Source organism: Delftia tsuruhatensis NBRC 16741, from assembly GCF_001571325.1.
Lineage (GTDB): Bacteria > Pseudomonadota > Gammaproteobacteria > Burkholderiales > Burkholderiaceae_C > Comamonas > Comamonas tsuruhatensis.
The window spans coordinates 55769-82615 of the sequence record NZ_BCTO01000032.1 but is presented as its reverse complement, the minus strand read 5'-3'; the positions used below and the strand labels follow the sequence as shown (position 1 = coordinate 82615).

The window sequence follows — 26847 nt, the reverse complement described above, 5'->3', positions numbered from 1 at the left end:
CGGCACCACGCAAGGAGTTGCATTCATGTTTGCTCTGTTAGTCCTCGATGTTCAGGTCGGCCTGGTCCGAGGCCCTGAACCCATGTGGCGCTGCACCGAGGTGCTGGACACCATCAATACCTTGATGGCACAGGCCCGCCGCGCGGGAGCGCCAATTTTTCTGGCTCGTCACATCGGTCCCGTGGGAACGCCCATTGGCCCAGGCAGCCCACTGACCCAACTCGCACCCGAACTGCAACTGGACGGCAGTGAGGTTGTGTTCGAAAAACACCGCCCAAGCGCCTTTGCAGGCACCGATCTGTTGCAGCAGCTTCAAGCACGCAACGTGACCGGCCTGGTCATCACCGGCATGAAGACTCAGTACTGCGTGGACACCAATTGCCGGGTCGCTCGCGATCTGGGCCTTGATGCCGTCCTTATTGCGGATGGACATACTTGTGCCGACACCCCCCAGCTTGCAGCGCAGAAGATTGTGGAACACCACAACGCGACGCTGGCAGGGGCGTTTTGCGCGGTCATGTCCGCAAACGCCTGGGATTTCTCGGCACCGGTTCACACCTGATCTGCGGAGTCCGCCCATATTGAGGCACACGCTAGCGATTGCAGCGCCATTTGTCTTTCAGACCACCGGGCCATGGGCCAATGCCGACGGCCTAGTCCTGCCTTGCGCTGATTCCCTGACCTGTGCTTGTCCGACAAGGGCGTGCCTGGGCGGCACCCATGCTTGAGGCCATGAACACACCTCCTCCCAACACCCCTGGCCAAGTGCCCACGTCGTCGTCCCGCAACCGGTTCGCCACCAAGCGGACCATGTACATCGCCGCAGCCGTCGTGGCCGTGGCGCTGATGATGGTGTTTGCGCCCTGGTAGGCGCGATCCACTGTCATGGTCCCGCCCATGCCCGAAAGGGCATGAGAAAGCCCGCCATTTGGCGGGCTGTCGTTTTGGGGAATCGCTTGCCTCAGTGCGCAGGGTGCGCCGTGGGTGCTTGCGCCGTGGGGAGTCGGGCCAGCTTCTGCGAGCAATCGCTGCACACGTGCCACGCATGGAATTGGCGGGCGCCTGTGGCGGGCTTTTCCTGTTCGCACTGCATGCAGAAGACGGCGGGGGCCAGGTCCAGGAGCCGGATCGGCTCTCTGCCTTTCTTGGGACTACGCATAGCTCTCCTTCAAAGTGTTGCTCCTCGGTATCCATTGGGCGCCGGGTTGGAAAAGGCGGTCGTCAGCGGGCGCGCCAAGGCGCAGCAGAAGCCGGCGCCATCGAGGGTGCGTGTTCAACTTACAGCCAGGCCGTCTCACGGTTGTGACTTTTGCATGACCGTGTGGGGAAGGCGCCGCAGCTGTTTGACAGCGTGCTTCGGGCAGCCCTAGAATTTTTGCTTGCGTTCCTGCGACCATTGCGAGCCTGACATGAACCTGTGACGCCTTCGGACCTTCGTCCGACCAATCCCCCGAAGCCCTTTGCCGGCCGACGGCGGACGCCTGCGTCACCTCCTGCCTGTTCGTTGATTGCTCTGCGTTTCCTGAACGCAACCCGGCGTCGCCGTGCGGCCTCCTTTCGGAATTTTTGAAAGAGTGCCCATGACGGAATCCATCGATATCCTTGCCCACAACACGGCCGCCTGGAACCAGCAGGCTGCCAAGTCCTGCGACTGGTCGCGCCCGGTCGACAGCGCCGAAATAGCACGGGCCCGCGCCGGAAGCTGGCAGGCGCGGCTCACGCCAGGCCCCTTGCCTGCCGGCTGGCTGGATGATGTACGCGGCCTGCGCATCCTCTGCCTTGCCAGCGGCGGCGGCCAGCAGGCGCCCATTCTTGCGGCAGCGGGCGCCCAGGTCACCGTCTTCGACGCCTCAGCCGGCCAGCTTGCGCAGGACCGGCATGTGGCCGAGCGCGAAGGCCTTGCGCTGACCTGCGTGCAGGGCGATATGCGCGATCTGGGGGTCTTTGCAGACGCCAGCTTTGATGTGATCTTTCACCCCATCTCCAACCTCTACGTGCCCGATGTGCGGCCCGTGTGGCGTGAATGCGCGCGGGTGCTGACGACGGGCGGGCGTCTTCTGTCCAGCTTCTGGAATCCGGTGGTCTTCGTGGAGGACCGTGATCCTGCATTGCGCGAGCAAGGACTCGTGCGGCCCGCCTGGCGCCTGCCGTATTCCGATGTGGCGGATTTGCCGCCCGAGGCGATTGCGGCCAAGCGCGAGCGCAACGAGGCCCTGGTGTTCGGCCATACGCTGGCCGATCAGATCGGGGGGCAGTTGGATGCGGGGCTTGTGCTGACGGGCTTCCACGAGGACTGGCAGCCCCACGCCCGTTTTGTGATCGAGAAGTTCGTGCCGACCTTCATTGCGACACGTTCGATGAAGGTCTGAACGCGCTACCTACGGCCTGGACCGGCCTTGCCGCGCTCAGGTGCGCAAGGCCGGTATCCAGGTCTGTTGCTGGGCGGGTTCTGCCACGGGCTGCGCCGGTTGCGGTCGGGGAGCAGGGCCTTTGGCCTGGGGCGATGGCTGGGCCTGCCGCACCTGCTCGGCGCCGGACTTGGCCAGCAGCAGCATCACGGCCATGCAGATCAACGTCAGCAAGAGCACCACGCAGATGGGGCCCAGATCCACGGAGGCGATGTCCAGCCCCTTCAGCGACTGCCAGCGTTCTGAGCGTATTTCCAGCGGTTCTTCGGGATCGGCCATGACACCTCCACTGCGTTGAGTGTGCCTCCATGCTAGGCGCAAGTGAGCATGCAAACAATATGGGAACTTCGCCAGGATGCGAGGGTATACCGCAGGCAGCTACTTGACCCACATCAATTGCGCCGCCACGGCCAGGGCGATGGCCAGCAGCACCAGCAGCACCAGCCTTGCCACGATGGTGACCGCCTTGCGGCGCGCTGCTTTGCGGGTGTTGCGCGGACGAGGTGGGGTAGGCGGCGGCTGCGTGGCATCCAGGGCTGCAATTCTTTCCAGCCAGTCCTGGGTTGTTGGCAGGGCAGTGGCGGGCGGTGACGAGGACGGGGACGAACCGGGCTTGCCGCGGTTCATGGCTCCAGCTCCTGCCGCATCTCTTCCAGCACCTCCAAGGCGCCCTGGATCATGGCCTGCCTGTGCTCCAGCGCAGCCTTCTGGGTCTGCAGCCGTTCCAGCTGCTCGGCTACCTGCGCCTCGTCGGCCCGCAGCTTCTTCAGCCGCTCCTGTATGGCCTCCATTTCCGGGGCGCTCATCTGCCAATCCTCCAGCATGCGAAGGGCGTGGCACGTGGCCCGGTCCCTTCTCACAATTCACACGATGCCGGCAATTATCTGTGCGTCTTAGCGACTGGCTATGAATGAATTGATATAGATTGTCATCGGCTGGCGCAGAAGGGGGCCGAAAGCTTGCCGCTGCACGCGCACGGTGCTGCGCAGATCAGAGCAGCGCAGTTCAATGCGCGAGGAATTTGAGAAAGATCCGCCCCTGCCGCGTTCTGACCTCGGTCCCTTCGATAAAGCCCATCAGTCTGGCCGAGCCGTCCATGGAGTACAGCGCCGGCCCATCGATGCGGTAGATGAGCCTGGTCCCGCACCGGACGAATTCATCGCCTTCGACACGCCCGATTTCGTGTCCGCGCCCATCAAGCACAGTCCACGAGCGTCCTGCAATCATGGCCTCACCCGGCGGTTGCCGGTCCCCAAGTAAAAGCGTCAATCTAAGGAACGCTGGGCGTCTGAGTCTGAGCGAATCTGAGCAGTTGTGCAAAGCCGGGCCACCGATGCCTCGGGTGGCACCCTGCGCAAATTCGTGTGCGCCCGGCCCAAGCCGCATCACGCCGGCCAAAAGAAGCTGGCTGCGGTCTAGGGGCACTGCGCGCTTGGGCGCTTGAGTGGTGCGCAGGCAAGTAGAATTGTTTCATATCAAAGACATGCTGCTCTGAAAGTTGCAGCGACCGGGCCCGCTTGGCGGGCCTTGTGCATGGGGTGCCGTCCCGCAGCCTGTATCTGGGTGCATGTCCTGATTCTCTGTGGGCCCGGCCTGCGATCCAATCTCGCGCATGGGGCTGAGCCTTCTCGTCAAATTGCTCTCATTTATGAAGTTCTGCTGTCGCCAACCGGATGCGCCTGTGGCATTGCCTTGCGGCTTGCCTGGGGTCAGTTCCGTCCGGTGGACGCTGCGCTGCGGAGGGCGGAGGTGAACGAGCAGGCGCTGTACGATCTGGCCCCCGTTCTGGAGCTGATGCTGCTGGGCCTGTTGCTGGCGCTGGGACCCTTGGCCTGGGTGTGGCTGCGCAACCGCAACGGTGGCTCGCTCAAGCGGCTGCAGGCACTGTCGGTGCTGACGCTGTTCCTGACTTTCGACCTGGTGCTGTTCGGCGCCTTTACGCGCTTGACCGATTCCGGCCTGGGCTGCCCTGACTGGCCGGGCTGCTATGGCAGCGCCAGCCCCATGGGCGCCCGCGCGCAGATTGCCGAGGCGCAGGCCGCCATGCCCACCGGGCCGGTGACGCATGGCAAGGCATGGATAGAGATGGTCCACCGCTATCTGGCCACCACCGTGGGCGTGCTCATCATCGCCATGACCATCATGGCCTGGCGGCGTGCGCGCCGCCAGGGCAGGGCGGGCGCCCAAGGCGTGGAAGGCGCACGGCGGGGGGCCATGAGCCCCTGGTGGCCCACGCTGGCGCTGTTCTGGGTCTGCCTGCAGGGTGCCTTTGGCGCCTGGACCGTGACCATGAAGCTGTTTCCGGCCATCGTGACCCTGCACCTGCTGGGCGGCACGGGCCTGCTGGCCTTGCTGTGCGTGCCCGCCGTGGGGCTGAGCCGGGCGGCTCGCCAGCAGCAGGCAACGGTGATTTCCCCGGGCCTGCGTGCTCTGCTGTGGCTGGGCCTGGGCTTGCTGGTGCTGCAGGTGGCACTGGGTGGCTGGGTCAGCACCAACTATGCGGTGCTGGCCTGCAGCAGTTTTCCGACCTGCCAGGGCAGTTGGTGGCCGGCCATGGATTTTTCGCAGGCGCTGCAGATCTGGCGTCCGCTGGGCCTGCTGCAGGACGGCAGCAACATCAGCCTTGCGGGCCTCACGGCCATCCACTATCTGCACCGCCTGGCGGCCTATGTGGTAGTGGCCGCGCTTGCCGGGCTGTGGTGGCGGTTGGGCGAGGCGCCTGCCCTGGCGCCGCAGCGCCGCGTGCTGGCTGCGTTTTTGGTGTTGCAGGTGCTGACAGGCCTGTCGAACGTGGTGCTGGACTGGCCGCTGGTGGCTGCAGTGCTGCATACGGGTGGCGCAGCCGCGTTGGTGACCGTGATTGTTTGGTGCCTGGCGGCCAGTCGCCCGGGCACGCTGCGGGCCGGGTTACCGGTTGCCCGTGGAGAGATTGCATGAGTAAACAAGCTTCCCTGAGTGTCGAGTCCTCACGCTGGACGCAGTTCTATGCCCTGACCAAGCCGCGCGTGGTGCAGCTGATCGTGTTCTGCGCGCTGATCGGCATGGTGCTGGCCGTGCCGGGCTGGCCCAACGCCGACCAGTGGCTGCACATGGCGCTGGCCTGCCTGGGCATCTGGCTGGTGGCGGGCGCCGCAGCGGCCTTCAACTGCCTGGTGGAGCGCCATATCGATGCGCGCATGAAGCGCACCTCCTGGCGGCCCACGGCGCGCGGGGAGCTGACCAGCCAGCAGGCCCTGGCCTTCTCGGCCATCCTGTGCACGCTGGGTGCGCTGGTGCTGCTGCTGTGCACCAATCCGCTGACCATGTGGCTGACGCTGGCCACCTTCGTGGGCTATGCCGTGATCTACACGGTGATCCTCAAGCCCGCCACGCCGCAGAACATCGTGATCGGCGGCGCCTCCGGCGCCATGCCGCCCGTGCTGGGCTGGGCCGCGATGACGGGCCAGGTCGGACCCGAGGCGCTGATCCTGTTTCTCATCATCTTCCTGTGGACGCCTCCGCATTTCTGGGCGCTGGCGCTGTACCGCGTGGAGGACTACCGCCAGTCGGGCCTGCCGATGCTGCCCGTCACGCATGGCAGCGAGTACACGCGGCTGCAGATCCTGCTGTACACGGTGATCCTGTTCGCAGCCTGCATGCTGCCCTTCATGTACGGCATGAGCTCCTGGCTGTACCTGGTGGTGGCCGTGGTGCTGAGCGTGGGCTTTTGCGGCTATGCCTTCGCGCTGTGGCGCAATTACTCGGACGAGCTGTCGCGCAGGACTTTCCGCTTCTCGCTGGTGCATCTGAGCGTGCTGTTCCTGGCACTGCTGATCGATCACTACCTCTGGCTGGGCTGATGGCCTGAGGGCCATGGCCGCGCAATGACAAACCGGGCCCTTGAGGCCCGGTTTGTCTTGGTGCCTGCAGTCTTACTTGATCTGCCGCTTTTCCAGCTTGCGCGCCAGCGTGCGCCGGTGCATGCCCAGGCGGCGTGCGGCCTCGGAGATGTTGAAGTCGCTCTCGGCCAGGGTTTCGTGGATGTGTTCCCACTCCAGTGTCTTGATGGAAGTGGGGTTGCGCGACAGCTCCACGTCGGTGCGGCCTTCGAGGCGGCCGAAGGCGGCCTCGATGTCGTCGGTGTTGGACGGCTTGGCCAGGTAGTGGCAGGCGCCGAGCTTGACGGCCTCCACGGCCGTGGCAATGCTGGCATAGCCGGTAAGCACGACGATCAGCGCCTCGGGGTTGTGCTGGTGCAGCATCTGCACGCAGCTCAGGCCCGACGCGTTACCCGCCAGCTTGAGGTCCATGACGGCGTATTGCGGCGAGTGCGTCTGCAGCAGCTCGCGCACTTCCTCGGCGCTGGCGGCCTGCAGCACGCGGTAGCCGCGCCGCTCGAACGATCGCGTCAGCGTGCGTGCAAACGTTGCATCGTCTTCAACCAGCAGCAGGAGGCGGGAGCTGTCCATGGGCGATTCGGGTTCCTGTGGGCGCCGCTTCAGGCGCCGGGTTCAATGGCAATCGATGACAGGGGCAGGCGGATCTCCACCTCGCTGCCCCTGGGCGGGGTGTTCCTCACCTGAACGCGTCCGCCCAGCGAGCGCGCCACGTTGAGCACCAGGAACAGGCCCAGTCCGCGGCCCGGGCGCTCCGTCTTGGTGGAGATATGGCGCTGGCCCAGCTGCTCCAGCACGGCAGGTGCAAAGCCGGGACCCTTGTCGCGCACGGTGATGCACAGCATGCCGGTGCGCACGGACAGGTGCAGCGCCACATGGCCGGGAGATGCCTCGGCGGCATTGTCGAGCACATTGCAAACCATTTGCTGCAACGCGGTATCCGAAAGAATGGGGAAGTCCTCTTCGGCCTGGACATAGTCGAAACGCTCCACCGCATGGCGTGACTGCCATTGGGCGACCACTCCATCCATGAAGGCATGCAAGGTCGTGGCCTGGGGCGCGTCGGCGCGGGTTTCGCCGGCGGACATGAGCACGCTGGAGACGATGGACTTGCAGCGCAGCAGCTGCTGCTGCATCTCCTGCAGGTCGGCGAGCAGATCGGGATCTTGCGTGATGACGGGCATGCGCTGCCAGTCGCCCAGGATGACGGACATGGTCGACAGCGGCGTGCCCAGCTCGTGCGCCGCGCCCGTGGCCAGCAGGCCCATGCGCACGATGTGCTCTTCCTCGCTGGCGCGCTGGCGCATGTTGGCCAGCCGCGCGTCGCGCCGTCGCAGGTTGGAGACGATGCGGCGCAGGAAGACCACCAGCAGCACTGTGGTCAGCCCGAAGCTGATCAGGATGCCGCTCACGTACAGGCCGGGCAGCCCGTCCGGTCCCGCCGCGCCAATGGGCAGGGGCCAGTGCACGATGGCCAGCACCAGGGTGCACAGCGAGGTGCTGGCAACGATGATCCAGGCGTGCACGGGCCTGAGCAGCACGGCGCCCAGAATGCCCTGCAGCAGGAACAGGTAGATGAAGGGATTGCTGGCGCCGCCGCTCAGATACAGCTGTATGGCCAGGGCGAGCACGTCGGCCAGCAGGGCCAGGAACAGGTTGCGCGCCGAGATCTGGCGGCGGTGGCTGCGGTACCAGTAGATGTAGCCGAGGTTGGTGAATACGCTGGCCATCAGCACCAGGGCCATGGCCGGCAGCGGCAGGTTGATGCCGAAGCCATAGTGCACCAGGGAGATGGTGATCACCTGCCCGACCACGGCAAACCAGCGCAGCTGTATCAGCAGCTGCATGTTCTGGCGTTCGGTGGTGCGCTCGACGCGGAACAGGGACTCTGAAGGCGAATTCACGCGGGCGATTGTGCGCTACCGCAGGCAGCCGTGGCGCGGCAGGGTCTTGTAGAGGACTGGCGTAAAAAAGGCCACCGATGTCATCGGTGGCCCTGTTGCCTGGAGCGACGGCTTTGCGGCTCTACGGCTCTACGGCTCTACGGCTTTACGGCTTGCTGCTTGCTGCTTGCCTGCCGGTCATTGCGCTTGACCAGCCAGGCCGCGCCGACCACCATCAGCGCCAGCCCGTACCAGGTCAGCGCATAGACCAGGTGGCTGTTGGGGAAGCGGATCACGGTCATGCCCGGGCGCGGCCAGGTGCCGTCTGCCACGGGCTGGCCCGGCAGGCCTGCGTCGATGAAGTAGGGAGCTGCATGGTCCAGGCCCTGGGCCTGTGCAATGGCCGCCACATCGCGCGAGAACCAGCGCTGCTGCGCGGGATCGTTCTCGCGGAGGAAGCCGCCGCGCGGCTCGCTGATGCGCAGCAGGCCGGCCACCGTCACCGGGTCCTGGGGCGCCTGTGCGGGCTGATCCTGCCAGCGCGCGCGCTGCGCTGTGGGAATGAAGCCCCGGTTCACCAGCACCTGGTTGCCGTCGTCCATCTGCAGCGGCGTCAGCACCCAGAAGCCGGCACCCAATTCGGTCACGGCCTGGGTCAGCACGGTCTTGCCGGCCAGCCAGTGGCCGCTGGCCTGCACGGCGCGGTACTCGTGGTCGGCGGCCGTGATCTGCGGCCATTCGGCGGGCGGGGGCAGGGCAGCGGGCGCGGCGTGCACGCGCTGGTCCACACGCTCTATCAAGTCCAGCTTCCAGGCACGGCGCTGGACCTGCCAGCTGCCCAGGAAGATGAAGCCCAAAAACAAGGCGATACCCACCGAGATGAGCATCGCCTGAGCGAGTGGGCCGCGCCGGCGCGATGCGCCTGCGCGGCTGGAGGGCCCGGAGTTTCCGGATGCGGTCAAGGCGTGACCACGGCCGGTGCCGTCTGCGCGGCAGGGTCGGCCGGCATGGTGTGCTGGGGCATCATGTTGGTGTTCATGTGGAACATGACCCACAGGGTGCCCGCAATGCCGATGGCCACGAAGACCACGGTGAAGATGGTGGACAGCAGGGTCCAGCCGCCTTCGATCTTGCCGTTCATGTGCAGGAAGAAGACCATGTGGACCAGGATCTGCACCACGGCGAAGCCGCCGAGCACCATCACGGCCGTCGAGCGGTCAGAGATGATGTTGCCCATCACCAGCCAGAACGGGATGGCCGTCAGGATGATCGAGAGCACGAAGCCCCACATGTAGCCCGAGAACGTGCTGTGCGGGCCGGCATCGTGGTGGTGGTCGTCATGGCCGTGATGGTCGTGGTGACCGTGGCCGGCGTGGATGTCGTGTGCAGCCATTTACAGCACCCCCATCAGATAAACAAAAGTGAAGACGCCGATCCAGACCACGTCCAAGAAGTGCCAGAACATCGACAGGCACATCAGGCGGCGGTTGTTCTCGTGCGTCAGGCCGTGCTTGTTGATCTGGATCATCAGCGTGACCAGCCAGATCAGGCCGAAGGTCACGTGCAGGCCGTGGGTGCCCACCAGCGTGAAGAACGAGGACAGGAAGGCGCTGCGCTGAGGGCCAGCGCCCTCGTGCAGCAGGTGGGAGAACTCATAGAGTTCCAGGCCCAGGAAGCACAGGCCGAACAGGCCGGTGATGGCCAGCCACATCTGCGTGCCGCCCAGCTTGCCCTGCTGCTTTTGCAGCATGGCGAAGCCGAAGGTGATGGACGACAGCAGCAGGAATGCCGTGTTCATCGCCACCAGGGGCAGGTCGAACAGTTGGGCGCCCGTGGGGCCTGCAGCGTAGTTGCGGCCCAGCACGCCATAGGTGGCGAACAGCGCTGCAAAGATCAGGCAGTCGCTCATCAGGTAGAGCCAGAAGCCCAGAGCGGTGCCGTTTTCGGGATGGGGCTCCTCGGCGAGGTGGTACTCACGCGGGGCCAGGGCGGCAGCGCCGCCTGCGGTGTAACGGATATCAGACATGACGTGCCAGCTGTTGTGTGCGCAGTTCTTCCGTGGCCGCGACTTCCGCGGCGGGGATGTAGTAGTCGCGCTTGTAGTTGAACGTGTGGATGATCGACGCCAGCACGGTGGCGGCGAAGGACACGATGGCCAGGGGCCACATGTGCCAGATCATCGCGAAGCCGAAGACCGTGGACAGCGCAGCGATCACGACACCGGCGCCGGTGTTGGCGGGCATGTGGACGGGCTTGAAGCCGGTCAGCGGACGCTGGTAGCCGTGCTTCTTCATATCCCACCAGGCATCGATCTCATGCACCACGGGCGTGAAGGCGAAGTTGTACTGGGGCGGGGGCGAGGATGTGGCCCACTCCAGCGTGCGGCCTTCCCATGGATCGCCGGTTTCGTCACGCAGCTGGTCGCGCTTGAAGTAGCTGACCACGAGCTGCATCAGGAAGCTGCCGATGCCCAGGGCCACCAGGCCTGCGCCGCAGGCGGCGATGATGAACCAGATCTGCAGCGAGGGGTCCTCGAAGTGGTTGGCGCGGCGCGTCACACCCATCAGGCCCAGCACGTACAGCGGCGTGAAGGCCACCCAGAAGCCGACCAGCCAGAACCAGAAGGAGCACTTGCCCCAGAACTCATCGAGCTTGTAGCCGAAGGCCTTGGGGAACCAGAAGTTGATGCCGGCGAACACGCCGAACACCACGCCGCCGATGATCACGTTGTGGAAGTGGGCGATCAGGAACAGGCTGTTGTGCAGCACGAAGTCGGCCGGGGGAACGGCCAGCAGCACGCCGGTCATGCCGCCGATGGCGAAGGTGCACATGAAGCCCACGGTCCACAGCATCGGCACGGTGAAGCGGATGCGGCCGCGGTACATGGTGAACAGCCAGTTGAAGATCTTGGCGCCCGTCGGGATCGAAATGATCATCGTCGTGATGCCGAAGAACGTGTTCACGCTGGCGCCCGAGCCCATGGTGAAGAAGTGGTGCAGCCACACCAGGTAGGACAGGATGGTGATACACACCGTCGCGTACACCATGGAGGTGTAGCCGAACAGGCGCTTGCGGCTGAAGGTCGAGACGATCTCGGAGAAGATGCCGAAGCACGGCAGGATCAGGATGTAGACCTCGGGGTGGCCCCAGATCCAGATCAGGTTCACGTACAGCATGGGGTTGCCGCCCAGGTCGTTCGTGAAGAAGTTCGTGCCGACGTAGCGGTCCAGCGACATCAGCACCAGGGCTGCTGTCAGGATGGGGAACGAGGCCACGATCAGCGCGTTGGTGCACAGGGCAGTCCAGGTGAAGACGGGCATCTTCATCAGGTTCATGCCGGGTGCGCGCATCTTGATGATGGTCACGATCAGGTTGATGCCCGACAGCGTGGTGCCGACACCGGCCACCTGCAATCCCCAGATGTAGTAGTCAAGCCCGACCCCCGGGTTCTGCGCCCCCAGGTTGGACAGGGCCAGCCAGCCGGAGGTGGAGAACTCGCCCAGGAACAGCGAGATCATCACCAGCACGGCGCCGCCCGTGGTCATCCAGAAGCTGAAGTTGTTCAGGAACGGGAAGGACACGTCGCGGGCGCCGATCTGCAGCGGCACCAGGTAGTTCATCAGGCCGGTCACGAAGGGCATGGCCACGAAGAAGATCATGATCACGCCGTGGGCGGTGAAGATCTGGTCGTAGTGGTGCGGAGGCAGGTAGCCCAGGTTGTCGCCGAAGGCCATGGCCTGCTGCAGGCGCATCATCAGCGCATCTGCGAAGCCGCGCAGCAGCATGACCAGACCGAGGATCATGTACATGATGCCGATCTTCTTGTGGTCGATGCTGCACAGCCAGTCGCGCCACAGCGGGCCCCACAGGCGGAACTTGGTGAGAAGGCCCAGCACGCCGAGGCCGCCGAGCACCACGGCGATGAAGGTCACCAGCACGATGGGCTCATGCGCCATCGGGATGGAGTCCCAGGTGATGCGTCCCAGCAGCCAGTGGGCCTGTGCCGGGGAGGTATGTTCAGACATATCGAGTCTCTTAGGTCGTTTTGGAACGGGCGGCGGGCTGGCCGTCGTCCGCTTCCGCTATCTGCTTATTGCTGTGCGCTGGCGGCCGAGCCGTCGCGCTGGTCCAGGAAGGCCACGACGCGGTCGGCGTTTTGCACCGTGCACACATCCTGGGGCAGGTTCATGCCCACGGCCTTGAGATAGGCTTCACCGCCTGCGGCATCGATGGCCATCATGTGGTGCATGCACATCTTGCCTTCCTCGACGCAGCGGTTGAGCACCTTGTCGTACAGGCCTTCGTCCACGGTGGCGAAGCGCTCGACCGGGTTGCGCTCGCTGGGCTTGACCAGATTCAGGTAGGTGTCGCGGTTCAGGGCCTTGCCTTCGGACTTGGCCTTGGCAACCCACTGCTCGAATTCCTCGTCGCTGAGGCCGTGGAACTTGAACGTCATGCCCGAGAAGCCGGCGCCGCTGTAGTGCGATGCCAGGCCGTGGAACACACCGGTCTTGTTGATCACTGCGTTCAGCTCGGTCTGCATGCCGGGCATGGCATAGATCATGCCGGCCAGGTCAGGCACGTAGAAGGCGTTCATCGTCGAGGTGGCTGTCAGCTTGAAGTGGATGGGACGATCCACGGGAGCGGCCAGCTCGTTGACGGTGGCGATGCCCTTTTCAGGGATGAAGAACAGCCACTTCCAGTCCATGGCCACGACCTGCACTTCCAGCGGCTTGACATCGGTGCTCAAGGGCTTGGAGGCCGAGACGCGGTCCAGCGGGCGGTAGGGGTCGAGCTTGTGGGTGCTGATCCAGGTGATGGCGCCCAGCGCGATGATGATCATCAGCGGCACGGACCAGATCACCAGCTCCAGCGTGGTGGAGTGGTGCCATTCGGGGTCGTAGTGGGCCTCGGTGTTCGACTGGCGGTATTTCCAGGCGAACAGCAGCGTGAGGATGATCACCGGGATGATGATGATCAGCATCAGCAAGGTGGCCGTGACCACCAGGTCGCCTTGCTGCGCGGCGATATCGCCGGCCGGGTTGAGCACGACGGCTTTGCTGCAGCCAGTGAGACTGGCTGTCAAAGCGGCCGCGGTGAGCCACGCAGGCCCACGGAGTTCCTTGATTTTTAGCATGCTAGGGGCGCAACAAGAGCGCGTTTACATAGAAACGCGGATTACAAGATCCGGGCAAATGTATTACGAAGTATAAATTTGTCCATTGGACATTTTGTCCAACGTCAAGGAGAAGCCGGGAACTTTCTGCTACCTGGGCGGGTGCACGGCAGGTGCCTGGCGGTCCGGAGGCCGCATTTTCGCGTCGCGCGCAGCAGGACAAACACCGAGGCCGGTCGAGGTGGAAACCGCCTTGCGCCAGATCAAGCGAGGGCGTAGAACAGAGCTGTCAGTGAGACGAGACAAGGAGCATCCATCTATGAGCGGCCTCGACACAACTGCAAGCTTCCCCGGCGGAAGCTATGAGAGCAAAGAATCTCTGTCCCGCGCCGACACCCACGAAGATGTCACGCCCAACGAGATCGCCGTCGGCGTGATCCTGGGGCGATCCTCGGAGTACTTCGACTTCTTCGTGTTCGGCATCGCCTGCGTGCTGGTCTTCCCGGCACTGCTGTTCCCCTATCTTTCCAAGCTTGACGGCACGTTGATGTCGTTCGGCATCTTCGCGCTGGCCTTCGTGGCGCGGCCGTTGGGCACGGCGCTGTCCATGGCCGTGCAGCGGCGCTGGGGCCGGGCGACCAAGCTGACGCTGGCGCTCTTCCTGCTGGGCGTGTGTACGGTGGGCATGGCCTTCCTGCCCAGCTACCAGCAGGCGGGCGTGAACGCCATCATCGTGCTGGCGCTGCTGCGCATCGGCCAGGGCATTGCACTGGGCGGCTCCTGGGACGGCCTGCCGTCGCTGCTGGCCATGTCGGCCCCCCAGAACCGGCGGGGCTGGTATTCGATGATCGGGCAGCTGGGTGCGCCGCTGGGCTTTGTGCTGGCGGCAGGCCTGTTTGCCTTCATCTATGCCCATGTGGATGCCGACGAGTTCCTCAGCTGGGGCTGGCGCTATCCCTTCTGCGTGGCCTTTGCCATCAACGTGGTGGCACTGTTTGCCCGGTTGCGCCTGGTGGTGGGCCAGTCCTACACCGAGCTGCTGGCGCAGCGCGAGCTGGAGCCCATGGGCGTGGTGCCGCTGATGCGCGACGAGGGCCGCAACGTGGTCATCGGCGCCTTTGCAGCCCTTGCCAGCTTTGCGCTCTTCCACCTGGTGACCATCTTCCCGCTGTCCTGGATCTCGCTGTATTCGGACCAGTCGGTGAACCATGTGCTGGGCGTGCAGATCGTTGGCGCCTTCTGTGCGGCCGGCGCCATCATGGTTTCGGGCTGGCTGGCCGACCGAGTGGGGCGGCGCAACACGCTGGGCACCATGGCCTGCCTGATCGGCATCTTCAGCTTTGTGGCTCCCTGGCTGCTGGGCAGCGGCACCACGGGCAACAACGTGTTCATCATCGTCGGCTTCATCCTGCTGGGCCTGTCCTACGGGCAGGCGGCAGGCACGGTGACGGCCAACTTCCCCTCGCGCTATCGCTATACGGGCGCGGCCCTGTCCTCGGACATGGCCTGGCTGGTCGGCGCGGCCTTTGCCCCGCTGGTGGCGCTGGGCGTGTCCTCGCGCTTCGGCCTGGTGGCGCTGGGCATCTATCTGCTGTCGGGCGCGCTGTGCACGCTGGCGGCGCTGGGCATCAACCGGGCCATCGAGACGCGCGACTGAACGGGCCCTTGCAAGCCAAAGGCCGGCTCTGCCGGCCTTTTTTGTCGCCGGGCCGCCCCAAGGCAAAAAGCTGGCCCCCTGGGGGGCAGCGGACCTTGCGAAGCAGGGGAGCGTGGGGGCATTTTCCGTTGCGGCTCCGCCTCAGGGGTTTTCACCGTAGCGCTGCTTGAAGTCGAATTCGAGCCTGTCGCAGTCCTGCACCGATTCAAACTGCTGCGTCTTGCGCTCGGCCTCTGGCCGTGCGGTTTCCTTGCGGCAGATCTTGATGGTTTCGCGCTCCACCCAGCGCGCCTCACCTTCGGGCGTGGACAGCAGCTGCCCGGCCAGCATGAGCACAGCGAAGAAAGCCACGGGCAGGCCGATGAGCCAGGGCACGATGCGGCTTTTGCCTGGTTGGGCCGATTCGGCGGAATGAGGCTCGGGTGTCGGTGGTTGCGCCATGGTGTGCTTGCTGTGGTTCCGGCTGGCGATTATCCAGGGCGCCCATCGCGCGCAGTCTGAGCGGGATCAGGGAACGGCGAGATCGCCTGTGCCAGCCATCTCCCCCATCTCCTGCATCAGCCATTTCTCCAGCGCAAGAATGTCGGCCCTGCGGCCCGGATGGGGCGCCACCCACGGCTGCAGGCGCCGCGGACCGGCCAGTCGCGCGCCGCTGTTGCGCGCGCATGTCAGCGATCCGGCCAGCGCGGCGGGCTGGAGATCGTGCTCAAGGGCGGGCAGATGGGAGGAGAGGCCTTCTTTGGCCACGTGCGTGATGGAGGCCAGGCAGGGCTCGCTGCCGCGACGATGGGGCAAACCTATAATGCGCGTTGGTCCCGACGGGACACCCTCCCGCCAGGGACAGCGCCCCGCGTGCGCGCTCCGAACTCCTAGACACCATGAGCACACCCACTTTCACCGTTGCCGACATTCGCAAGAGCTTTCTGGACTTTTTCGCATCCAAGGGCCACACCATCGTGGAGTCGAGCCCCCTGGTGCCCGGCAACGACCCGACGCTGATGTTCACCAACTCGGGCATGGTCCAGTTCAAGGACGTGTTCCTGGGTACCGACAAGCGCCCCTACACGCGTGCCACCTCGGTGCAGACCTGCCTGCGCGCAGGCGGCAAGCACAACGACCTGGAAAACGTGGGCTACACCGCCCGCCACCACACCTTCTTCGAGATGCTGGGCAACTGGTCCTTTGGCGACTACTTCAAGCGCGAGTCGCTCAAGTGGGCCTGGGAACTGCTGACCGAGGTCTACAAGCTGCCCAAGGAGCGCCTGCTGGCCACGGTCTACGCCGAGGACGACGAGGCCTACGACATCTGGACCAAGGAAATCGGCCTGCCGCCCGAGCGCGTGATCCGCATCGGCGACAACAAGGGCGGCCGCTACAAGAGCGACAACTTCTGGATGATGGCCGACACCGGCCCCTGCGGCCCCTGCTCGGAAATCTTCTACGACCACGGCGCGCACGTGGCCGGCGGCCCTCCGGGCAGCCCTGACGAAGACGGCGACCGCTTCATCGAGATCTGGAACAACGTGTTCATGCAGTTCGACATGGACGAACAGGGCAACGTCAAGCCGCTGCCCGCCCCCTGCGTGGATACCGGCATGGGCCTGGAGCGCCTGGCCGCCATCCTGCAGCATGTGCACAGCAACTACGAGATCGACCTGTTCCAGGCACTGATCAAGGCGGCTGCGCGCGAGACGCACATTGCCGACCTCGAGACCCCGTCGCTCAAGGTCATTGCCGACCACATCCGCGCCACCTCCTTCCTGGTGGCCGACGGCGTGATCCCGTCCAACGAAGGCCGCGGCTACGTGCAGCGCCGCATCGTGCGCCGCGCCATCCGCCACGGCTACAAGCTGGGCCAGAAGACTCCGTTCTTCCACAAGCTGGTCAAGGACCTCGTGGCCGTGATGGGCGACGCCTATCCCAAGATCCGCGAGCAGGAAGCGCGCATCACCGAAGTGCTCAAGGTCGAGGAAGAGCGCTTCTTCGAGACCCTGGCCAACGGCATGGAAATCCTGGATGCGGCGCTGGCCGGTGGCGCCAAGGTGCTGCCCGGCGACGTGGCCTTCAAGCTGCACGACACCTATGGCTTCCCGCTGGACCTGACCAACGACGTCTGCCGCGAGCGTGGCCTGGGCGTGGACGAGGCAGGCTTTCAGGCCGCCATGGAAGAACAGAAGAACAAGGCCCGCGCGGCTGGCAAGTTCAAGATGGACCGCGCCCTCGAGTACACGGGCCAGGCCAATGCCTTCACCGGCTACCAGAAGCTGGCCGAGGCCGCCAAGGTGGTGGCACTGTATGCCGAAGGCTGCGCCGTGCAGGAACTCAAGGCCGGCCAGAGCGGCGTGGTCGTGCTCGACACCACACCCTTCTACGCCGAGTCCGGCGGCCAGGTGGGCGACCAGGGCGTGATCAGCACCGCAGGCGCGCGCTTCGCGGTCGAGGACACGCTCAAGATCAAGGCCGATGTGTTCGGCCACCATGGCGTGCTGGAGTCCGGCAGCCTGAAGGTGGGCGATGCCGTGCAGGCCGAGGTGGACACGCAGCTGCGTGCCGCCACCATGCGCAACCACTCGGTCACGCACATCATGCACAAGGCCCTGCGCGAAGTGCTGGGCGACCACGTGCAGCAAAAGGGCTCGCTGGTCAACGCCGAGCGCACGCGCTTCGACTTTGCCCACAACCAGGCCGTGACCGCTGCCGAGATCCGCGAGATCGAGCGCCGCGTGAACGCCGAGATCCTGGCCAACACGCCCACCGACGCGCGGGTGATGGACATCGAATCGGCCAAGGCCACGGGCGCCATGATGCTGTTCGGCGAGAAGTACGGCGACTCCGTGCGCGTGCTGGACATCGGCACCAGCCGCGAGCTGTGCGGCGGCACCCACGTGCAGCGCACAGGCGACATCGGCCTGTTCAAGGTGGTGGGCGAAGGCGGCGTGGCCGCTGGCGTGCGCCGCATCGAGGCGGTGACCGGCGAGAACGCGCTGGCCTACCTGCAATCGCTGGAATCCACGGTGGACCAGGCGGCCGCTGCGCTGAAGGCGCCGACGGCCGAGCTGAACACCCGCATCGGCGGCGCGCTGGAGCAGATCCGTGCGCTGGAGAAGGAAGTGGCTGCGCTCAAGGGCAAGCTCGCTTCCAGCCAGGGCGACGAACTGGCCGGCCAGGCCGTGGACGTCAAGGGCATCAAGGTGCTGGCCGCCAGGCTGGAAGGCGCCGACGCCAAGACCCTGCGCGACACCATGGACAAGCTCAAGGACAAGCTGGGCGCCGCAGCCATCGTGCTGGCCGCCGTCGATGGCGACAAGGTGCAACTGGCCGCAGGCGTGACCAAGGCCGAGACCTCGCGCATCAAGGCTGGCGAGCTGGTGAACTTCGTGGCCAGCCAGGTCGGCGGCAAGGGCGGCGGCAAGCCCGACATGGCCATGGCCGGTGGCACGGATGCAGCGGGCCTGCCGGCCGCGCTGGCCGCCGTGCAGGCCTGGGTGGCAGAGCGCGCCTGATCCAGCTGCGCGGCAGATGATTGCTGCTGCTCCCGCTTCGGGACGCCCCGGTGGATTCCTCCACCGGGGCGTCTTGCCGTGGGCGCTGCGTATGACCTACATGGCCTGGGTGATGGGCGTGCTGGCGCAGTCGGCCGCTGCCGCCGCGCAAAGCGTGGTCTTCATCAACCCCGGCCGATCCGACGAGCGCTACTGGACCACGGTCAGCGAGGCCATGCAGGACGCGGCCAGCAGCCTGGGCATGCAGCTGCAGGTGCGCTATGCGCAGCGCGACCACCTGCGCCCCATCGAGATCGCGCGGCAGATCGCGGCCCTGCCCAAGGCGCAGCGGCCCCGCTACGTGATGTTCACCAACGACTACAGCGTGGCGCCCGAAATCCTGCGCACGCTGGAGGCGGCAGGCATCGACAGCTTCATGGCCTTCAGTGGCGTGCCCGAGACATTGCGCGGCCAGACCGGCGTGGCGCGGGAGCGCTATCGCCACTGGCTGGGCAGCCTGGAGCCGGGCGCCGAAGAGGCCGGCTACCTCACGGCCAAGGCCCTGTTCGCCGCCGCGCGGGCGTCGGGCCACGCGCGTGCGGCCGATGGCCGGCTGCACATGGTGGCCATTGCCGGCGACCGCTCCACGCCCTCGTCGGTGGAGCGCAATGCCGGCATGCGCCGCGCAGCGGCCGAGGCCGGTGACGTGGTGCTGCAGCAGGAAGTCTTTGGCGAATGGCGCCGCGAACGCGCCGAGCAGCAGGCGGCCGTGCTGTTCCAGCGCTATCCCGAAGTGCGCCTGGTATGGGCCGGCAACGACGAGATGGCCTTTGGCGCCATGCAGGCCTGGCGCGCGCGCGGGGGAGCGCCCGGGCACGATGCCTTCTTCAGTGCCATCAATTCATCGGCCGCCGCCATGACGGCGCTGCGCACGGGCGAGCTGAGCGCATTGGCGGGCGGCCATTTCCTCACGGGCGCCTGGGCCCTGGTCATGCTGTACGACCATGCGCACGGCAGCGATTTCGCCACCGAAGGGCTGGAGCAGGTGCGGCCCATGTTCGCCTTGCTGGACAAGTCCCAGATCGACCGCTACGAGCACAGGATCAGCGCGCCCCTGGCTCCGCTGGACTTTCGCAGCTACAGCAAGCACCTCAATCCCCGGCTGCGGCGCTACGGATTCGAGTTGAAGCACCTGCTGCGCTGAGCGCCTCCCATGCCCCGCTTCCGTTCGATCGCCTCCTTGCTGATTGTGCGCATCATGCTGCTGGCCGTGGCCTGCATGCTGGTGTTCGGCGGTGCCCACGCCTGGTGGGAGTACCGCAAGGGGCAGCAGGAGTTTCGCCGTTCCATGGAGACGGTGGTGACCAACAGCATGATCTCGCTGTCGGCCGCGCTGTGGGATATAGAGCCTGCCCTGGTGCACGAGCAGGTGCAGTGGCTGGGCCGGCTGCCCCTGGTCGGCCATGTGCAGCTGCGCGTCACCTCCACGGGCGAGATGTACGAGGCCGGCGAGCCCAGGGATGGCCAGGCTCCCGCCGTGTCCATGGCCATTGCGGCGCCCAGGCACAGCCAGTCCAGCCTGCCGCTGGGTGAACTGCAGGTCTGGGAGAACCGGGGCCACTACCTGGAGGTGCTGCGCGACTCCACGCTGCGCGTGCTGCTGGGCTATGCGCTGTTCACGGCCCTGGTCTGCCTGATGGTGGCCTGGGTGATGCGCAGGGAGCTGCGCCAGCCGCTGCAGCAGATTGCGGGCTTTGCGGCCAGCCTCAAGCCCAACGAGTTGTCGAGGCCCTTGGTGCTGGAGCGGGTGCGCCGCGGGCAGCGCGACGAGATCGACATGGTGGTGCAGGGCTTTGGCCAGTTGCAGCATGACCTGCGCGGCCACATCGAGCATCTGGACCTGCTGGTGGCCCAGCGCACGGCCCAGCTGGAGGAGCTGGTGGAGGAGGTCAAGCGCATGTCGCTGACCGATGCGCTGACCGGATGCCTCAACCGCCGCGCCATGGACGAGCGCCTGGCCTCCGAGGTCGCCCAGGGCCAGCGCCTGGGTGCGGCCCTGAGCGTGATGTTCGTGGACGTGGACCACTTCAAGCGGGTGAACGACAGGCACGGCCATGCCGCTGGCGACGCCGCGCTGCGCGAGGTGGCGCTGCGCTGCCAGCGTGCGCTGGAGCTGGATTCGTCGGCGCACTGGATGGCGCGCTACGGCGGGGAGGAGTTCCTGATCGTGATCCCTGGTGTCGCTGCGGCCCGGGCCGGGGCACTGGCCGGTCAACTGCGCGAGACCGTGCGCACCACGCCCGTGCATGTCCACGGGCTGGATCTGATGCTGACGGCCAGCTTTGGCGTGGCCCAATTGCGTGGCGGCGAGGGCGTGCAGCAACTGCTGCAGCGTGCCGATGCCATGCTCTACGAGGCTAAGCACGCCGGGCGCGACTGCGTGCGCGTGGCCGACACGGCCTGACCGGCCTGGCCTCAGGTCGGGCTCAGAACAGTTCGATGTCGTTGCTGTTCACCTGGGGTGCCAGCAATCCCTGGGTGATCAGGTCGCCGTAGTACCAGGTCTGGTTGCGGCCATGTTCCTTGGCGTGGTAGAGCGCCTGGTCGGCATGCCCCAGAACCTCCACGGGCGCGCCGGTGCCCATGGCGGCAAATCCCGCGCTCACGGTGATGCGGCCGACCTGGGGAAACTCGTAGCTCTCCACATCGTGGCGCAGGCGCTCCAGCGCCTTGCGCGCATTGGCCAGGCTGACCGAGCGCAGCAGCACCACGAACTCCTCTCCGCCGAAGCGGAATACGCGGTCCTTGGCATCGAAGCAGCTGCGCAGGATGTTGGCCACCAGGATCAGCACCTCGTCGCCATACAGATGGCCGAAGCGGTCGTTGATGCGCTTGAAATGGTCGATGTCGATGGCGGCCAGCCACTGGCCCGGAACATCTTGCGTGGCCACGCCAGGCATGGCTGCCGGCGGCTCCTGCAGAGACAGGCGCAGGAACTGCTCGTCGAAGGTCTTGCGGTTTAGCAGGCCGGTCAGCGCGTCGCGCTCGCTGTAGTCCAGCAGGCTCTGGTAGTTGTGATAGACGCCGAAGATGCCCTGGATCACATCCAGCCGGCTGGGCGAGAAGGCCGTGGACTGGGCAATCTCCAGGCAGTGGTAGGCCGTCTCCTGGCGCCACAGCGGCAGCCACAGCACATGGCGGCCATCGGGCTGCACGGCCGAGGCGACCAGGGCGCGCTGCTGCAGGGCCTGCTGCAGCGAGGGCATGGAGGACAGCTCCACGCTCTGCGGGTCGTACAGGGCCTCGGCATCGGTGGACATGACCTCATCGCCCTGGCTCCAGGTGCGCGCACGCACGCAGTGCCTGCCGTCAGGCATGGCGAACAGCTCCAGCGCCCGCACCTGCACCACGCCGTTGAGCTTGAACAAGGTGGACAGCACCGAGATTTCCAATCGCAGATGGTCCCGGTGGGCCGTCATCTCGACCAGATTCTGTAGCAATGGCTGCATGCGAGGCCTTGTCTTGGAGGAGGGCGCGACCGGCTCAGCGGCGCTCAAACACCAGATCCCATACGCCGTGGCCCAGGCGGATGCCGCGGTTCTCGAACTTGGTCAGCGGCCGGTAGTCGGGCTTGGCGGCATAGCCTTGTGCCGTGTTGGCCAGCAGTGGCTCGGCGCCCAGCACTTCCAGCATCTGCACTGCGTAGGGTTCCCAGTCGGTGGCGCAGTGGATGTAGCCACCGGGGCGCAGCCGGCGCGCCAGCTTGGCCACCAGCGGCTCCTGGATCAGGCGGCGCTTGTTGTGCTTCTTCTTGTGCCAGGGATCGGGAAAGAAGATGTGCACGCCGTCGAGGCTGGCCTCGGGCAGCATGTTGTCTATGACTTCGACGGCGTCGTGCTGCAGGATGCGGATGTTGGTGATGTCCTGCTCGCCAATGCGCTTGAGCAGGGCGCCCACGCCAGGCTCGTGCACCTCGCAGCAAAGGAAGTTGTCGTCCGGGCGCACGCGCGCAATGTGTGCCGTGGCCTCGCCCATGCCGAAGCCGATCTCCAGGATCAGCCGGCCCTGGCGGCCATAGGTGGCCGAGGCGTCCAGCGGCGCGGCCTGGTAGTTGAGCACGAAGCGCGGGCCCAGTTCCTCGAAGGCCTTGGCCTGGCCGGTCGTGGTGCGGCCGGCGCGGCGCACATAGCTCTTGATGGTCTTGGGATGGGCCACGCCCTCGGGCGGCTGGCCGGTACGCGCGGCCGCAGGCGTGGAGGGTGAAGGGCAATCATGCGGCGTGCCGGAGGCAGCGGGCATGGTGTTCGGGATGTCGCCGTCCATGGACTGCTCGGCGTGGGAGGAAGGAATTGGGTTCACGGGCTCAATTGTATGTATGGCGCCAGCTCCGTACCCAGAACTGCAGCGCTTCGCCCAATGCGGTCTGTGGAGAAGGCTGGGGCAGGCCCAGGTGGGTGGCGGCGGTGCGAAGCGTGGCCAGGGGGACGCTCAGGTCCAGGGCGGGGGCGCCGTGCTGCTTGGAAAGTTTCTCGCCGTCAGGCATGAGCACCAGCGGCGTATGCAGGTACTGCGGGGCGGGCAGGCCCAGGGCGCGCTGCAGCAGCATCTGGCGGGGCGTATTGTCGGCGAGGTCGGCGCCGCGCACCACATGGGTGACGCCCTGCAGGCCGTCATCGACGACCACGGCCAGCTGATAGGCCCACAGGCCATCGGCCCGGCGCAGCACGAAGTCGCCGACGCCGTGGATCACATCCTGCTGCTGGGCGCCCATGCGGCGGTCCTGCCAGTGCAGCACGGGGTGGCGGCCGGCAAAGTGGTCCAGCGCAAAGCGCCAGGCGCGGGGGCTCTTGCCATGCAGGCCGCCGCGGCAGGTGCCGGGGTAGGGGCGCTCCACATGGCGTTCATGGATCCAGCCCAGGCGGTCCCAGGCGGCCTCGATGTCCTTGCGCGTGCAGCCGCAGGGATAGGCCAGGCCGCTGGCCTTGAGCTGCTCCACAGCGGCCTCGTAGAGGGCGCCGCGGCGGGATTGCCAGACCGGCTCCTCGTCGGGCAGCAGGCCGCAGGCGGCGAGCTGGCCCAGGATGGCCATGTCGGCACCGGGCTGGCAGCGCGGGGGATCTATGTCCTCGATGCGCACCAGCCAGCGCCCGCCGTGGGCCCGGGCATCCAGCCAGCTGGCCAGCGCTGCCACCAGGGAGCCTGCGTGCAGCAGGCCCGTGGGCGAGGGCGCAAAGCGGCCCACATAGGGGGAGGCCGCGGTGGCAATGCCGGGATCGGGGGACTGAGGGACGGCGCAAATCATCGGGGCCGGATGTTAAAGCCTCGCGCCGCCCCTTGCCATGACCTGGGAGCCGGACACTGCCCCGGCTCAGTCCGCAACCATGGCCAGCGCCATCTCCAGCCCCGAGACGAAGGCATCCTCGACACGGCGGCCAATGCACCAGTCGCCGCACAGGCCCAGGCCGGCGTCCTTGTTGCGCAAATGGCTGCTGCCCAGCGGCGACAGGGTCTGGGCATGGGGCCAGAGATAGACGCTGGCATGGCGGGGGGGGATGCGGATGCGCGTGATCTCGCCAAAGGCCTTCTGCATCTTGGCCAGCACGCGGGGCGCGTCGTCGGAGCGGTGCTCCTGGGACCATTGGGGGCTGGCCAGCACGGTCCATCGCTCGCTCTGGGAGCGTCCCGGCTTGGACGATTCGCGCGCCACCCAGACCGCGCGCTCATGGGTGGTACGGGCTGCATTCCACTGTGGGCCCAGGGTGGACAGGCCGGCCTCGGTGGCCATGGGATAGGACAGCGTCAGCGCCCAGCAGGGTGCCATCTCCACGGCCGCCATGCCCTGCACCAGCGACAGGGCCAGGGGCGTGGTCTGCAGCAGCTGGCGCGCCTGGGGCGCGGGCAGGGCGAGTATCACTTCATCGAATCCCGTGCGGATCTGCGTGGTCGGCTCGGTCGTCTCCACATGCAGGCTCCAGCCGCGCGAGCCGGGCTGGCGTTCGAGCTTGGTCACGCGCTGGCCCAGATGCAGGCGGTCGGCGTCCCACAGCGGCGCGGCCCAGGCCATGGGCAGGGCCTGCATGTCGGGCGTGGCCACCCAATGGGCCTCGGTGGGTGCGGGTGCGGCGCTGGACTGGCGACCCTGCGCATCCAGCACGCGCAGCGTGCTCACGCTCCAGGGGCGGCACAGGCCGGGCACGGTCTGCAGGGCCAGCTCGAAGCGCTTGTCGCGCACGGTGAAATACTGCGCGCCGATGTCGAAGGCGCCATGCGCGGCGTTGACGGAGCGCATGCGCCCGCCCACCTGGGGCAGCCGTTCGTAGACATGGACATCGTGGCCGGCCTGCATCAGCGTGCGGGCGCAGGCCAGGCCCGCCATGCCGGCACCGATCACGGCGATGCGGCGCGCGCCGGCCTTGGGGCGCGCCTTGGAGGCTTCGGGGGGCTTGGTGGCCTTTTTCTTGACCGTGGACTTGGAGGCGGCGCGGGAAGCGTTCATGGAGCAGACCTTTGCGGGCAGTGGCAGATTCCGGGAAGCATGTCCTTGCCGGCCTGCTTCGCCGCAGCGGCGGAGCAGGCCGGGACCTGTAACCACTCTACACCCGCACAGACCGCCCGGCGGCGTGCGCCAGCTCAATGTCGGTGATGATTTTCCATGAGAGCGCGGCGCGTGGCGGGGCTTTCCAGCTGCTGCAGCCACCACTGCAGCGCGCGCGGCGGGTCCTGCTGCGGCGGGCAGGACCATGCGTAGTGCATGCGCACATTGCGCGAGGGCCGGGCGACCTGGCGCGTTACCAGCAGGCCGGCCTGCACATAGACGTCGGCCATGAAATGGGGCAGGAAGCCGCAGCCTATGCCGCGCACCTGTGCCTCGATCTTGGCCTGCATGGAGTCCACGGTGAAGATGTCCTGGCCGCTGAGCAGGCCCATGCTGGCGCTGTCGCGCAGGCCTGAATCGGCCACGGCGATGATGCGGTGCTGCAGCAGCGTCGCGTCGGTGATGGGCTCGGGCGCCGTGGCCAGCGGATGGTGTGGCGCCACGGCAAAGACGAAGTCCAGCTCGCCCAGCTCGCAGGCCTGCAGGCCTGCCACGTTGCTGGAGTTGACGGCCACGCCGATGGCCAGGTCGGCGCGGCCCGAGGTCAGCGTCTCCAGCGTGCCGGTGAGGATGCCGTCGCGCAGCTTCAGCCGCGTGGGCGGCTGCATGGCGTAGAAGGCCTCGACCAGTTCCAGCATGGGCGTGCGCGCCACGGCGCCGTCCACCACGATGGTCAGGTGCGGCTCCCAGCCCGTGGCCACACGGCGCACGCGGTGGGCCACGGTGTCGATCTCATGCAGCAGCCGGGTGCCTTCGCGCAGCAGTTCCCGGCCGGCCTCGGTGGGCTGGGCGTGGCGCGAGCGGCGGTCGAACAGCAGCACGTCCAGCGCATCCTCGATCTGGCGCACGCGGTAGGTCAGGGCACTTGGCACCAGGCCCAGCTGGCGTGCGGCGGCGGCAAAGCTGCCGGCCTCGGCAATCGCCTGGAGCATGGCCAGGCTGTCGGGAGTGAGCACGTCGCGGGGGCTGGGCATGGGGCGTTATGGATTCAAAAGCTTTGAATGATGCCATCAATCCCGCTGTGCCTGGCCTGCTACAGCGGCTTCTACAGTGGAGCCATCGACGCAAGAGTTTCGAAGATCTGACACGTTGGAAAGGGACAAAAACATGATCGCCCTGCGAAAATCCCGGGAACGCGGCCATGCCGACCATGGTTGGCTGCGCTCGCACCACAGCTTCTCGTTTGCGGGCTACCACGATCCGCGCCACATGGGCTTTGGCAACCTGCGCGTGATCAACGAGGACCACATCGCCCCGGGCACGGGCTTCGGCTCCCATGGCCACAAGGACATGGAGATCATCAGCTACGTGCTCGAAGGCCGGCTCTCGCACAAGGACAGCATGGGCAACGAACAGACCATCTCGCCCGGCGAGGTGCAGCGCATGAGCGCCGGCTCGGGCGTGGTCCACAGCGAGCACAACCATGCGCCGGGCCAGACCACGCATTTCCTGCAGATCTGGCTGCTGCCCAGCGAGACGGGCATTGCGCCCGGCTATGCGCAAAAAGCCTTTGCCGACGAGGAAAAGCGCGGCCGGCTGCGCCTGGTGGCCTCGCCCGATGGCGCGGATGGCTCGGTCACCGTCCATGCCGATGCCCGGCTCTATGCCGGCCTGTTCGACGGCGATGAGCACGCCGAAATGGAGCTGCCCTCCGGCCGCAAAACCTATGTGCACCTGGTGCGCGGCGCGCTGAGCGTCAATGGGCAACGGCTGACAACGGGCGATGCGGCCCTTGTGGAGAATGAACCGCGACTGCGCCTGCACGACGGGGAACAGTCCGAGGTCCTGGTGTTCGATCTGCAAGCCTGAGCATTCACGAGGAGTAACCATC

General features: G+C 66.3%; 28 protein-coding genes. 10 read left to right on the top strand and 18 right to left on the bottom strand.

The window, feature by feature from the left end; genetic code table 11:
- Positions 1 to 25: 25 nt before the first annotated feature.
- The 3 genes from DTS01S_RS29690 to DTS01S_RS16465 all read left to right on the top strand — a co-directional run bounded on the left by DTS01S_RS29690 (position 26) and on the right by DTS01S_RS16465 (position 2369).
- Complete coding sequence (locus DTS01S_RS29690; RefSeq protein ID WP_074931756.1) at positions 26 to 562, top strand: cysteine hydrolase family protein; 537 nt, start codon at positions 26 to 28, stop codon at positions 560 to 562.
- Between the two features lie 170 nt (positions 563 to 732).
- A complete protein-coding gene (locus tag DTS01S_RS30905; RefSeq protein WP_162233967.1) occupies positions 733 to 870 on the top strand; it encodes a hypothetical protein in 138 nt (45 codons plus the stop codon).
- Positions 871 to 1580: 710 nt separating this feature from the next.
- On the top strand, positions 1581 to 2369 hold the full coding sequence (locus DTS01S_RS16465) for a class I SAM-dependent methyltransferase (RefSeq protein WP_017403885.1): 789 nt from the start codon (positions 1581 to 1583) through the stop codon (positions 2367 to 2369).
- A gap of 36 nt (positions 2370 to 2405) precedes the next feature.
- On the opposite strand, the gene DTS01S_RS16460 is transcribed toward DTS01S_RS16465, so the two are convergent.
- The 4 genes from DTS01S_RS16460 to DTS01S_RS16445 form a co-directional block, all read right to left on the bottom strand.
- Positions 2406 to 2687, bottom strand: a complete 282-nt coding sequence (locus DTS01S_RS16460; protein ID WP_016447192.1) for a hypothetical protein — start codon at positions 2685 to 2687, stop codon at positions 2406 to 2408.
- A gap of 99 nt (positions 2688 to 2786) precedes the next feature.
- A complete protein-coding gene (locus tag DTS01S_RS16455) occupies positions 2787 to 3035 on the bottom strand; it encodes a hypothetical protein (protein WP_017403886.1) in 249 nt (82 codons plus the stop codon).
- A complete protein-coding gene (locus DTS01S_RS16450) occupies positions 3032 to 3214 on the bottom strand; it encodes a hypothetical protein (protein WP_016447190.1) in 183 nt (60 codons plus the stop codon). The genes DTS01S_RS16455 and DTS01S_RS16450 overlap by 4 nt, the downstream gene beginning before the upstream one ends.
- A gap of 199 nt (positions 3215 to 3413) precedes the next feature.
- Positions 3414 to 3635, bottom strand: coding sequence for a hypothetical protein (locus tag DTS01S_RS16445; RefSeq protein WP_017403888.1), 222 nt, complete (start codon positions 3633 to 3635; stop codon positions 3414 to 3416).
- Positions 3636 to 4157: 522 nt separating this feature from the next.
- On the opposite strand from DTS01S_RS16445, the gene DTS01S_RS16440 reads away from it, so the two are divergent.
- Positions 4158 to 5345, top strand: coding sequence for a COX15/CtaA family protein (locus tag DTS01S_RS16440; RefSeq protein ID WP_026062002.1), 1188 nt, complete (start codon positions 4158 to 4160; stop codon positions 5343 to 5345).
- The gene (gene cyoE / locus DTS01S_RS16435; protein ID WP_016447188.1) at positions 5342 to 6247 is read left to right on the top strand and encodes a heme o synthase; all 906 of its coding nucleotides are present in this window, start codon (positions 5342 to 5344) and stop codon (positions 6245 to 6247) included. The genes DTS01S_RS16440 and cyoE overlap by 4 nt, the downstream gene beginning before the upstream one ends.
- Positions 6248 to 6319: 72 nt before the next feature.
- Here the strand turns inward: cyoE and DTS01S_RS16430 are convergent, their stop codons facing one another.
- The 7 genes from DTS01S_RS16430 to cyoA form a co-directional block, all read right to left on the bottom strand.
- Positions 6320 to 6856 carry a response regulator transcription factor gene (locus tag DTS01S_RS16430; protein ID WP_012205888.1) on the bottom strand — a complete coding sequence of 179 codons (537 nt, stop codon included), beginning with the start codon at positions 6854 to 6856 and terminating at the stop codon, positions 6320 to 6322.
- Between the two features lie 29 nt (positions 6857 to 6885).
- The gene (locus DTS01S_RS16425) at positions 6886 to 8187 is read right to left on the bottom strand and encodes an ATP-binding protein (protein ID WP_016447187.1); all 1302 of its coding nucleotides are present in this window, start codon (positions 8185 to 8187) and stop codon (positions 6886 to 6888) included.
- 137 nt (positions 8188 to 8324) lie between these two features.
- The gene (locus DTS01S_RS16420) at positions 8325 to 9053 is read right to left on the bottom strand and encodes an SURF1 family protein (protein WP_017403891.1); all 729 of its coding nucleotides are present in this window, start codon (positions 9051 to 9053) and stop codon (positions 8325 to 8327) included.
- A 71-nt stretch (positions 9054 to 9124) separates the two neighbouring features.
- Positions 9125 to 9559 (bottom strand): cytochrome o ubiquinol oxidase subunit IV, encoded by a 435-nt coding sequence (cyoD, locus tag DTS01S_RS16415; protein WP_016447185.1) that lies wholly within the window; start codon positions 9557 to 9559, stop codon positions 9125 to 9127.
- Positions 9560 to 10192 (bottom strand): cytochrome o ubiquinol oxidase subunit III, encoded by a 633-nt coding sequence (gene cyoC, locus DTS01S_RS16410; RefSeq protein ID WP_016447184.1) that lies wholly within the window; start codon positions 10190 to 10192, stop codon positions 9560 to 9562.
- Entirely contained in the window at positions 10185 to 12191 is a 2007-nt protein-coding gene (gene cyoB, locus DTS01S_RS16405; RefSeq protein ID WP_016447183.1) for a cytochrome o ubiquinol oxidase subunit I, read from the bottom strand. Before cyoB ends, cyoC begins: the two co-directional genes overlap by 8 nt.
- A 65-nt stretch (positions 12192 to 12256) precedes the next feature.
- A complete protein-coding gene (cyoA, locus tag DTS01S_RS16400) occupies positions 12257 to 13303 on the bottom strand; it encodes a ubiquinol oxidase subunit II (RefSeq protein ID WP_061288122.1) in 1047 nt (348 codons plus the stop codon).
- 298 nt (positions 13304 to 13601) lie between these two features.
- Here cyoA and DTS01S_RS16395 point away from each other — a divergent pair, with 298 nt between their 5' ends.
- Positions 13602 to 14939 (top strand): MFS transporter, encoded by a 1338-nt coding sequence (locus DTS01S_RS16395; RefSeq protein ID WP_017403894.1) that lies wholly within the window; start codon positions 13602 to 13604, stop codon positions 14937 to 14939.
- 141 nt (positions 14940 to 15080) lie between these two features.
- Here DTS01S_RS16395 and DTS01S_RS16390 read toward each other — a convergent pair whose 3' ends face one another.
- Both DTS01S_RS16390 and DTS01S_RS16385 read right to left on the bottom strand, forming a co-directional pair.
- Positions 15081 to 15380, bottom strand: a complete 300-nt coding sequence (locus DTS01S_RS16390) for a hypothetical protein (RefSeq protein ID WP_026062003.1) — start codon at positions 15378 to 15380, stop codon at positions 15081 to 15083.
- 66 nt (positions 15381 to 15446) lie between these two features.
- Positions 15447 to 15734 (bottom strand): hypothetical protein, encoded by a 288-nt coding sequence (locus DTS01S_RS16385; RefSeq protein ID WP_017403896.1) that lies wholly within the window; start codon positions 15732 to 15734, stop codon positions 15447 to 15449.
- 83 nt (positions 15735 to 15817) lie between these two features.
- Here DTS01S_RS16385 and alaS point away from each other — a divergent pair, with 83 nt between their 5' ends.
- The 3 genes from alaS (at position 15818) to DTS01S_RS16370 (ending at position 20885) form a co-directional block, all read left to right on the top strand.
- Positions 15818 to 18442 carry an alanine--tRNA ligase gene (alaS, locus tag DTS01S_RS16380; protein ID WP_017403897.1) on the top strand — a complete coding sequence of 875 codons (2625 nt, stop codon included), beginning with the start codon at positions 15818 to 15820 and terminating at the stop codon, positions 18440 to 18442.
- A gap of 91 nt (positions 18443 to 18533) precedes the next feature.
- Positions 18534 to 19625 (top strand): ABC transporter substrate-binding protein, encoded by a 1092-nt coding sequence (locus tag DTS01S_RS16375; RefSeq protein ID WP_017403898.1) that lies wholly within the window; start codon positions 18534 to 18536, stop codon positions 19623 to 19625.
- Between the two features lie 9 nt (positions 19626 to 19634).
- Entirely contained in the window at positions 19635 to 20885 is a 1251-nt protein-coding gene (locus DTS01S_RS16370; RefSeq protein WP_017403899.1) for a GGDEF domain-containing protein, read from the top strand.
- A 22-nt stretch (positions 20886 to 20907) separates the two neighbouring features.
- Here the strand turns inward: DTS01S_RS16370 and DTS01S_RS16365 are convergent, their stop codons facing one another.
- From DTS01S_RS16365 to DTS01S_RS16345, 5 genes are all read right to left on the bottom strand, one after another.
- Positions 20908 to 21930, bottom strand: a complete 1023-nt coding sequence (locus tag DTS01S_RS16365; RefSeq protein ID WP_016447176.1) for a GGDEF domain-containing protein — start codon at positions 21928 to 21930, stop codon at positions 20908 to 20910.
- 34 nt (positions 21931 to 21964) lie between these two features.
- A complete protein-coding gene (trmB, locus tag DTS01S_RS16360; protein WP_254787961.1) occupies positions 21965 to 22720 on the bottom strand; it encodes a tRNA (guanosine(46)-N7)-methyltransferase TrmB in 756 nt (251 codons plus the stop codon).
- 64 nt (positions 22721 to 22784) lie between these two features.
- A complete protein-coding gene (gene gluQRS, locus DTS01S_RS16355; RefSeq protein WP_017403902.1) occupies positions 22785 to 23723 on the bottom strand; it encodes a tRNA glutamyl-Q(34) synthetase GluQRS in 939 nt (312 codons plus the stop codon).
- Positions 23724 to 23789: 66 nt separating this feature from the next.
- Positions 23790 to 24917: an NAD(P)/FAD-dependent oxidoreductase gene (locus DTS01S_RS16350; protein WP_016447173.1), complete on the bottom strand. Its 1128-nt coding sequence runs from the start codon at positions 24915 to 24917 to the stop codon at positions 23790 to 23792.
- A 134-nt stretch (positions 24918 to 25051) separates the two neighbouring features.
- Positions 25052 to 25990, bottom strand: coding sequence for a LysR family transcriptional regulator (locus DTS01S_RS16345; protein ID WP_016447172.1), 939 nt, complete (start codon positions 25988 to 25990; stop codon positions 25052 to 25054).
- Positions 25991 to 26123: 133 nt separating this feature from the next.
- On the opposite strand from DTS01S_RS16345, the gene DTS01S_RS16340 reads away from it, so the two are divergent.
- The gene (locus DTS01S_RS16340; RefSeq protein ID WP_017403903.1) at positions 26124 to 26825 is read left to right on the top strand and encodes a pirin family protein; all 702 of its coding nucleotides are present in this window, start codon (positions 26124 to 26126) and stop codon (positions 26823 to 26825) included.
- Positions 26826 to 26847: the final 22 nt, after the last annotated feature.

What these genes read in the sequence shown, in the direction of transcription:
- cyoC (WP_016447184.1), bottom strand. Translation starts at nt 10,192, where the DNA reads ATGTCTGATATCCGTTACACCGCAGGCGGCGCTGCCGCCCTGGCCCCG.
- DTS01S_RS16420 (WP_017403891.1), bottom strand. Translation starts at nt 9,053, where the DNA reads ATGCTCATCTCGGTGGGTATCGCCTTGTTTTTGGGCTTCATCTTCCTG.
- DTS01S_RS16445 (WP_017403888.1), bottom strand. Translation starts at nt 3,635, where the DNA reads ATGATTGCAGGACGCTCGTGGACTGTGCTTGATGGGCGCGGACACGAA.
- DTS01S_RS16375 (WP_017403898.1), top strand. Translation starts at nt 18,534, where the DNA reads ATGACCTACATGGCCTGGGTGATGGGCGTGCTGGCGCAGTCGGCCGCT.
- DTS01S_RS16460 (WP_016447192.1), bottom strand. Translation starts at nt 2,687, where the DNA reads ATGGCCGATCCCGAAGAACCGCTGGAAATACGCTCAGAACGCTGGCAG.
- cyoD (WP_016447185.1), bottom strand. Translation starts at nt 9,559, where the DNA reads ATGGCTGCACACGACATCCACGCCGGCCACGGTCACCACGACCATCAC.
- DTS01S_RS16340 (WP_017403903.1), top strand. Translation starts at nt 26,124, where the DNA reads ATGATCGCCCTGCGAAAATCCCGGGAACGCGGCCATGCCGACCATGGT.
- gluQRS (WP_017403902.1), bottom strand. Translation starts at nt 23,723, where the DNA reads ATGATTTGCGCCGTCCCTCAGTCCCCCGATCCCGGCATTGCCACCGCG.
- alaS (WP_017403897.1), top strand. Translation starts at nt 15,818, where the DNA reads ATGAGCACACCCACTTTCACCGTTGCCGACATTCGCAAGAGCTTTCTG.
- DTS01S_RS16455 (WP_017403886.1), bottom strand. Translation starts at nt 3,035, where the DNA reads ATGAACCGCGGCAAGCCCGGTTCGTCCCCGTCCTCGTCACCGCCCGCC.
- DTS01S_RS16430 (WP_012205888.1), bottom strand. Translation starts at nt 6,856, where the DNA reads ATGGACAGCTCCCGCCTCCTGCTGCTGGTTGAAGACGATGCAACGTTT.
- DTS01S_RS16365 (WP_016447176.1), bottom strand. Translation starts at nt 21,930, where the DNA reads ATGCAGCCATTGCTACAGAATCTGGTCGAGATGACGGCCCACCGGGAC.
- DTS01S_RS16395 (WP_017403894.1), top strand. Translation starts at nt 13,602, where the DNA reads ATGAGCGGCCTCGACACAACTGCAAGCTTCCCCGGCGGAAGCTATGAG.
- cyoE (WP_016447188.1), top strand. Translation starts at nt 5,342, where the DNA reads ATGAGTAAACAAGCTTCCCTGAGTGTCGAGTCCTCACGCTGGACGCAG.
- DTS01S_RS16345 (WP_016447172.1), bottom strand. Translation starts at nt 25,990, where the DNA reads ATGCCCAGCCCCCGCGACGTGCTCACTCCCGACAGCCTGGCCATGCTC.
- DTS01S_RS16465 (WP_017403885.1), top strand. Translation starts at nt 1,581, where the DNA reads ATGACGGAATCCATCGATATCCTTGCCCACAACACGGCCGCCTGGAAC.
- DTS01S_RS16370 (WP_017403899.1), top strand. Translation starts at nt 19,635, where the DNA reads ATGCCCCGCTTCCGTTCGATCGCCTCCTTGCTGATTGTGCGCATCATG.
- DTS01S_RS16390 (WP_026062003.1), bottom strand. Translation starts at nt 15,380, where the DNA reads ATGGCGCAACCACCGACACCCGAGCCTCATTCCGCCGAATCGGCCCAA.
- cyoA (WP_061288122.1), bottom strand. Translation starts at nt 13,303, where the DNA reads ATGCTAAAAATCAAGGAACTCCGTGGGCCTGCGTGGCTCACCGCGGCC.
- DTS01S_RS30905 (WP_162233967.1), top strand. Translation starts at nt 733, where the DNA reads ATGAACACACCTCCTCCCAACACCCCTGGCCAAGTGCCCACGTCGTCG.
- DTS01S_RS29690 (WP_074931756.1), top strand. Translation starts at nt 26, where the DNA reads ATGTTTGCTCTGTTAGTCCTCGATGTTCAGGTCGGCCTGGTCCGAGGC.
- cyoB (WP_016447183.1), bottom strand. Translation starts at nt 12,191, where the DNA reads ATGTCTGAACATACCTCCCCGGCACAGGCCCACTGGCTGCTGGGACGC.
- trmB (WP_254787961.1), bottom strand. Translation starts at nt 22,720, where the DNA reads ATGCCCGCTGCCTCCGGCACGCCGCATGATTGCCCTTCACCCTCCACG.
- DTS01S_RS16350 (WP_016447173.1), bottom strand. Translation starts at nt 24,917, where the DNA reads ATGAACGCTTCCCGCGCCGCCTCCAAGTCCACGGTCAAGAAAAAGGCC.
- DTS01S_RS16450 (WP_016447190.1), bottom strand. Translation starts at nt 3,214, where the DNA reads ATGAGCGCCCCGGAAATGGAGGCCATACAGGAGCGGCTGAAGAAGCTG.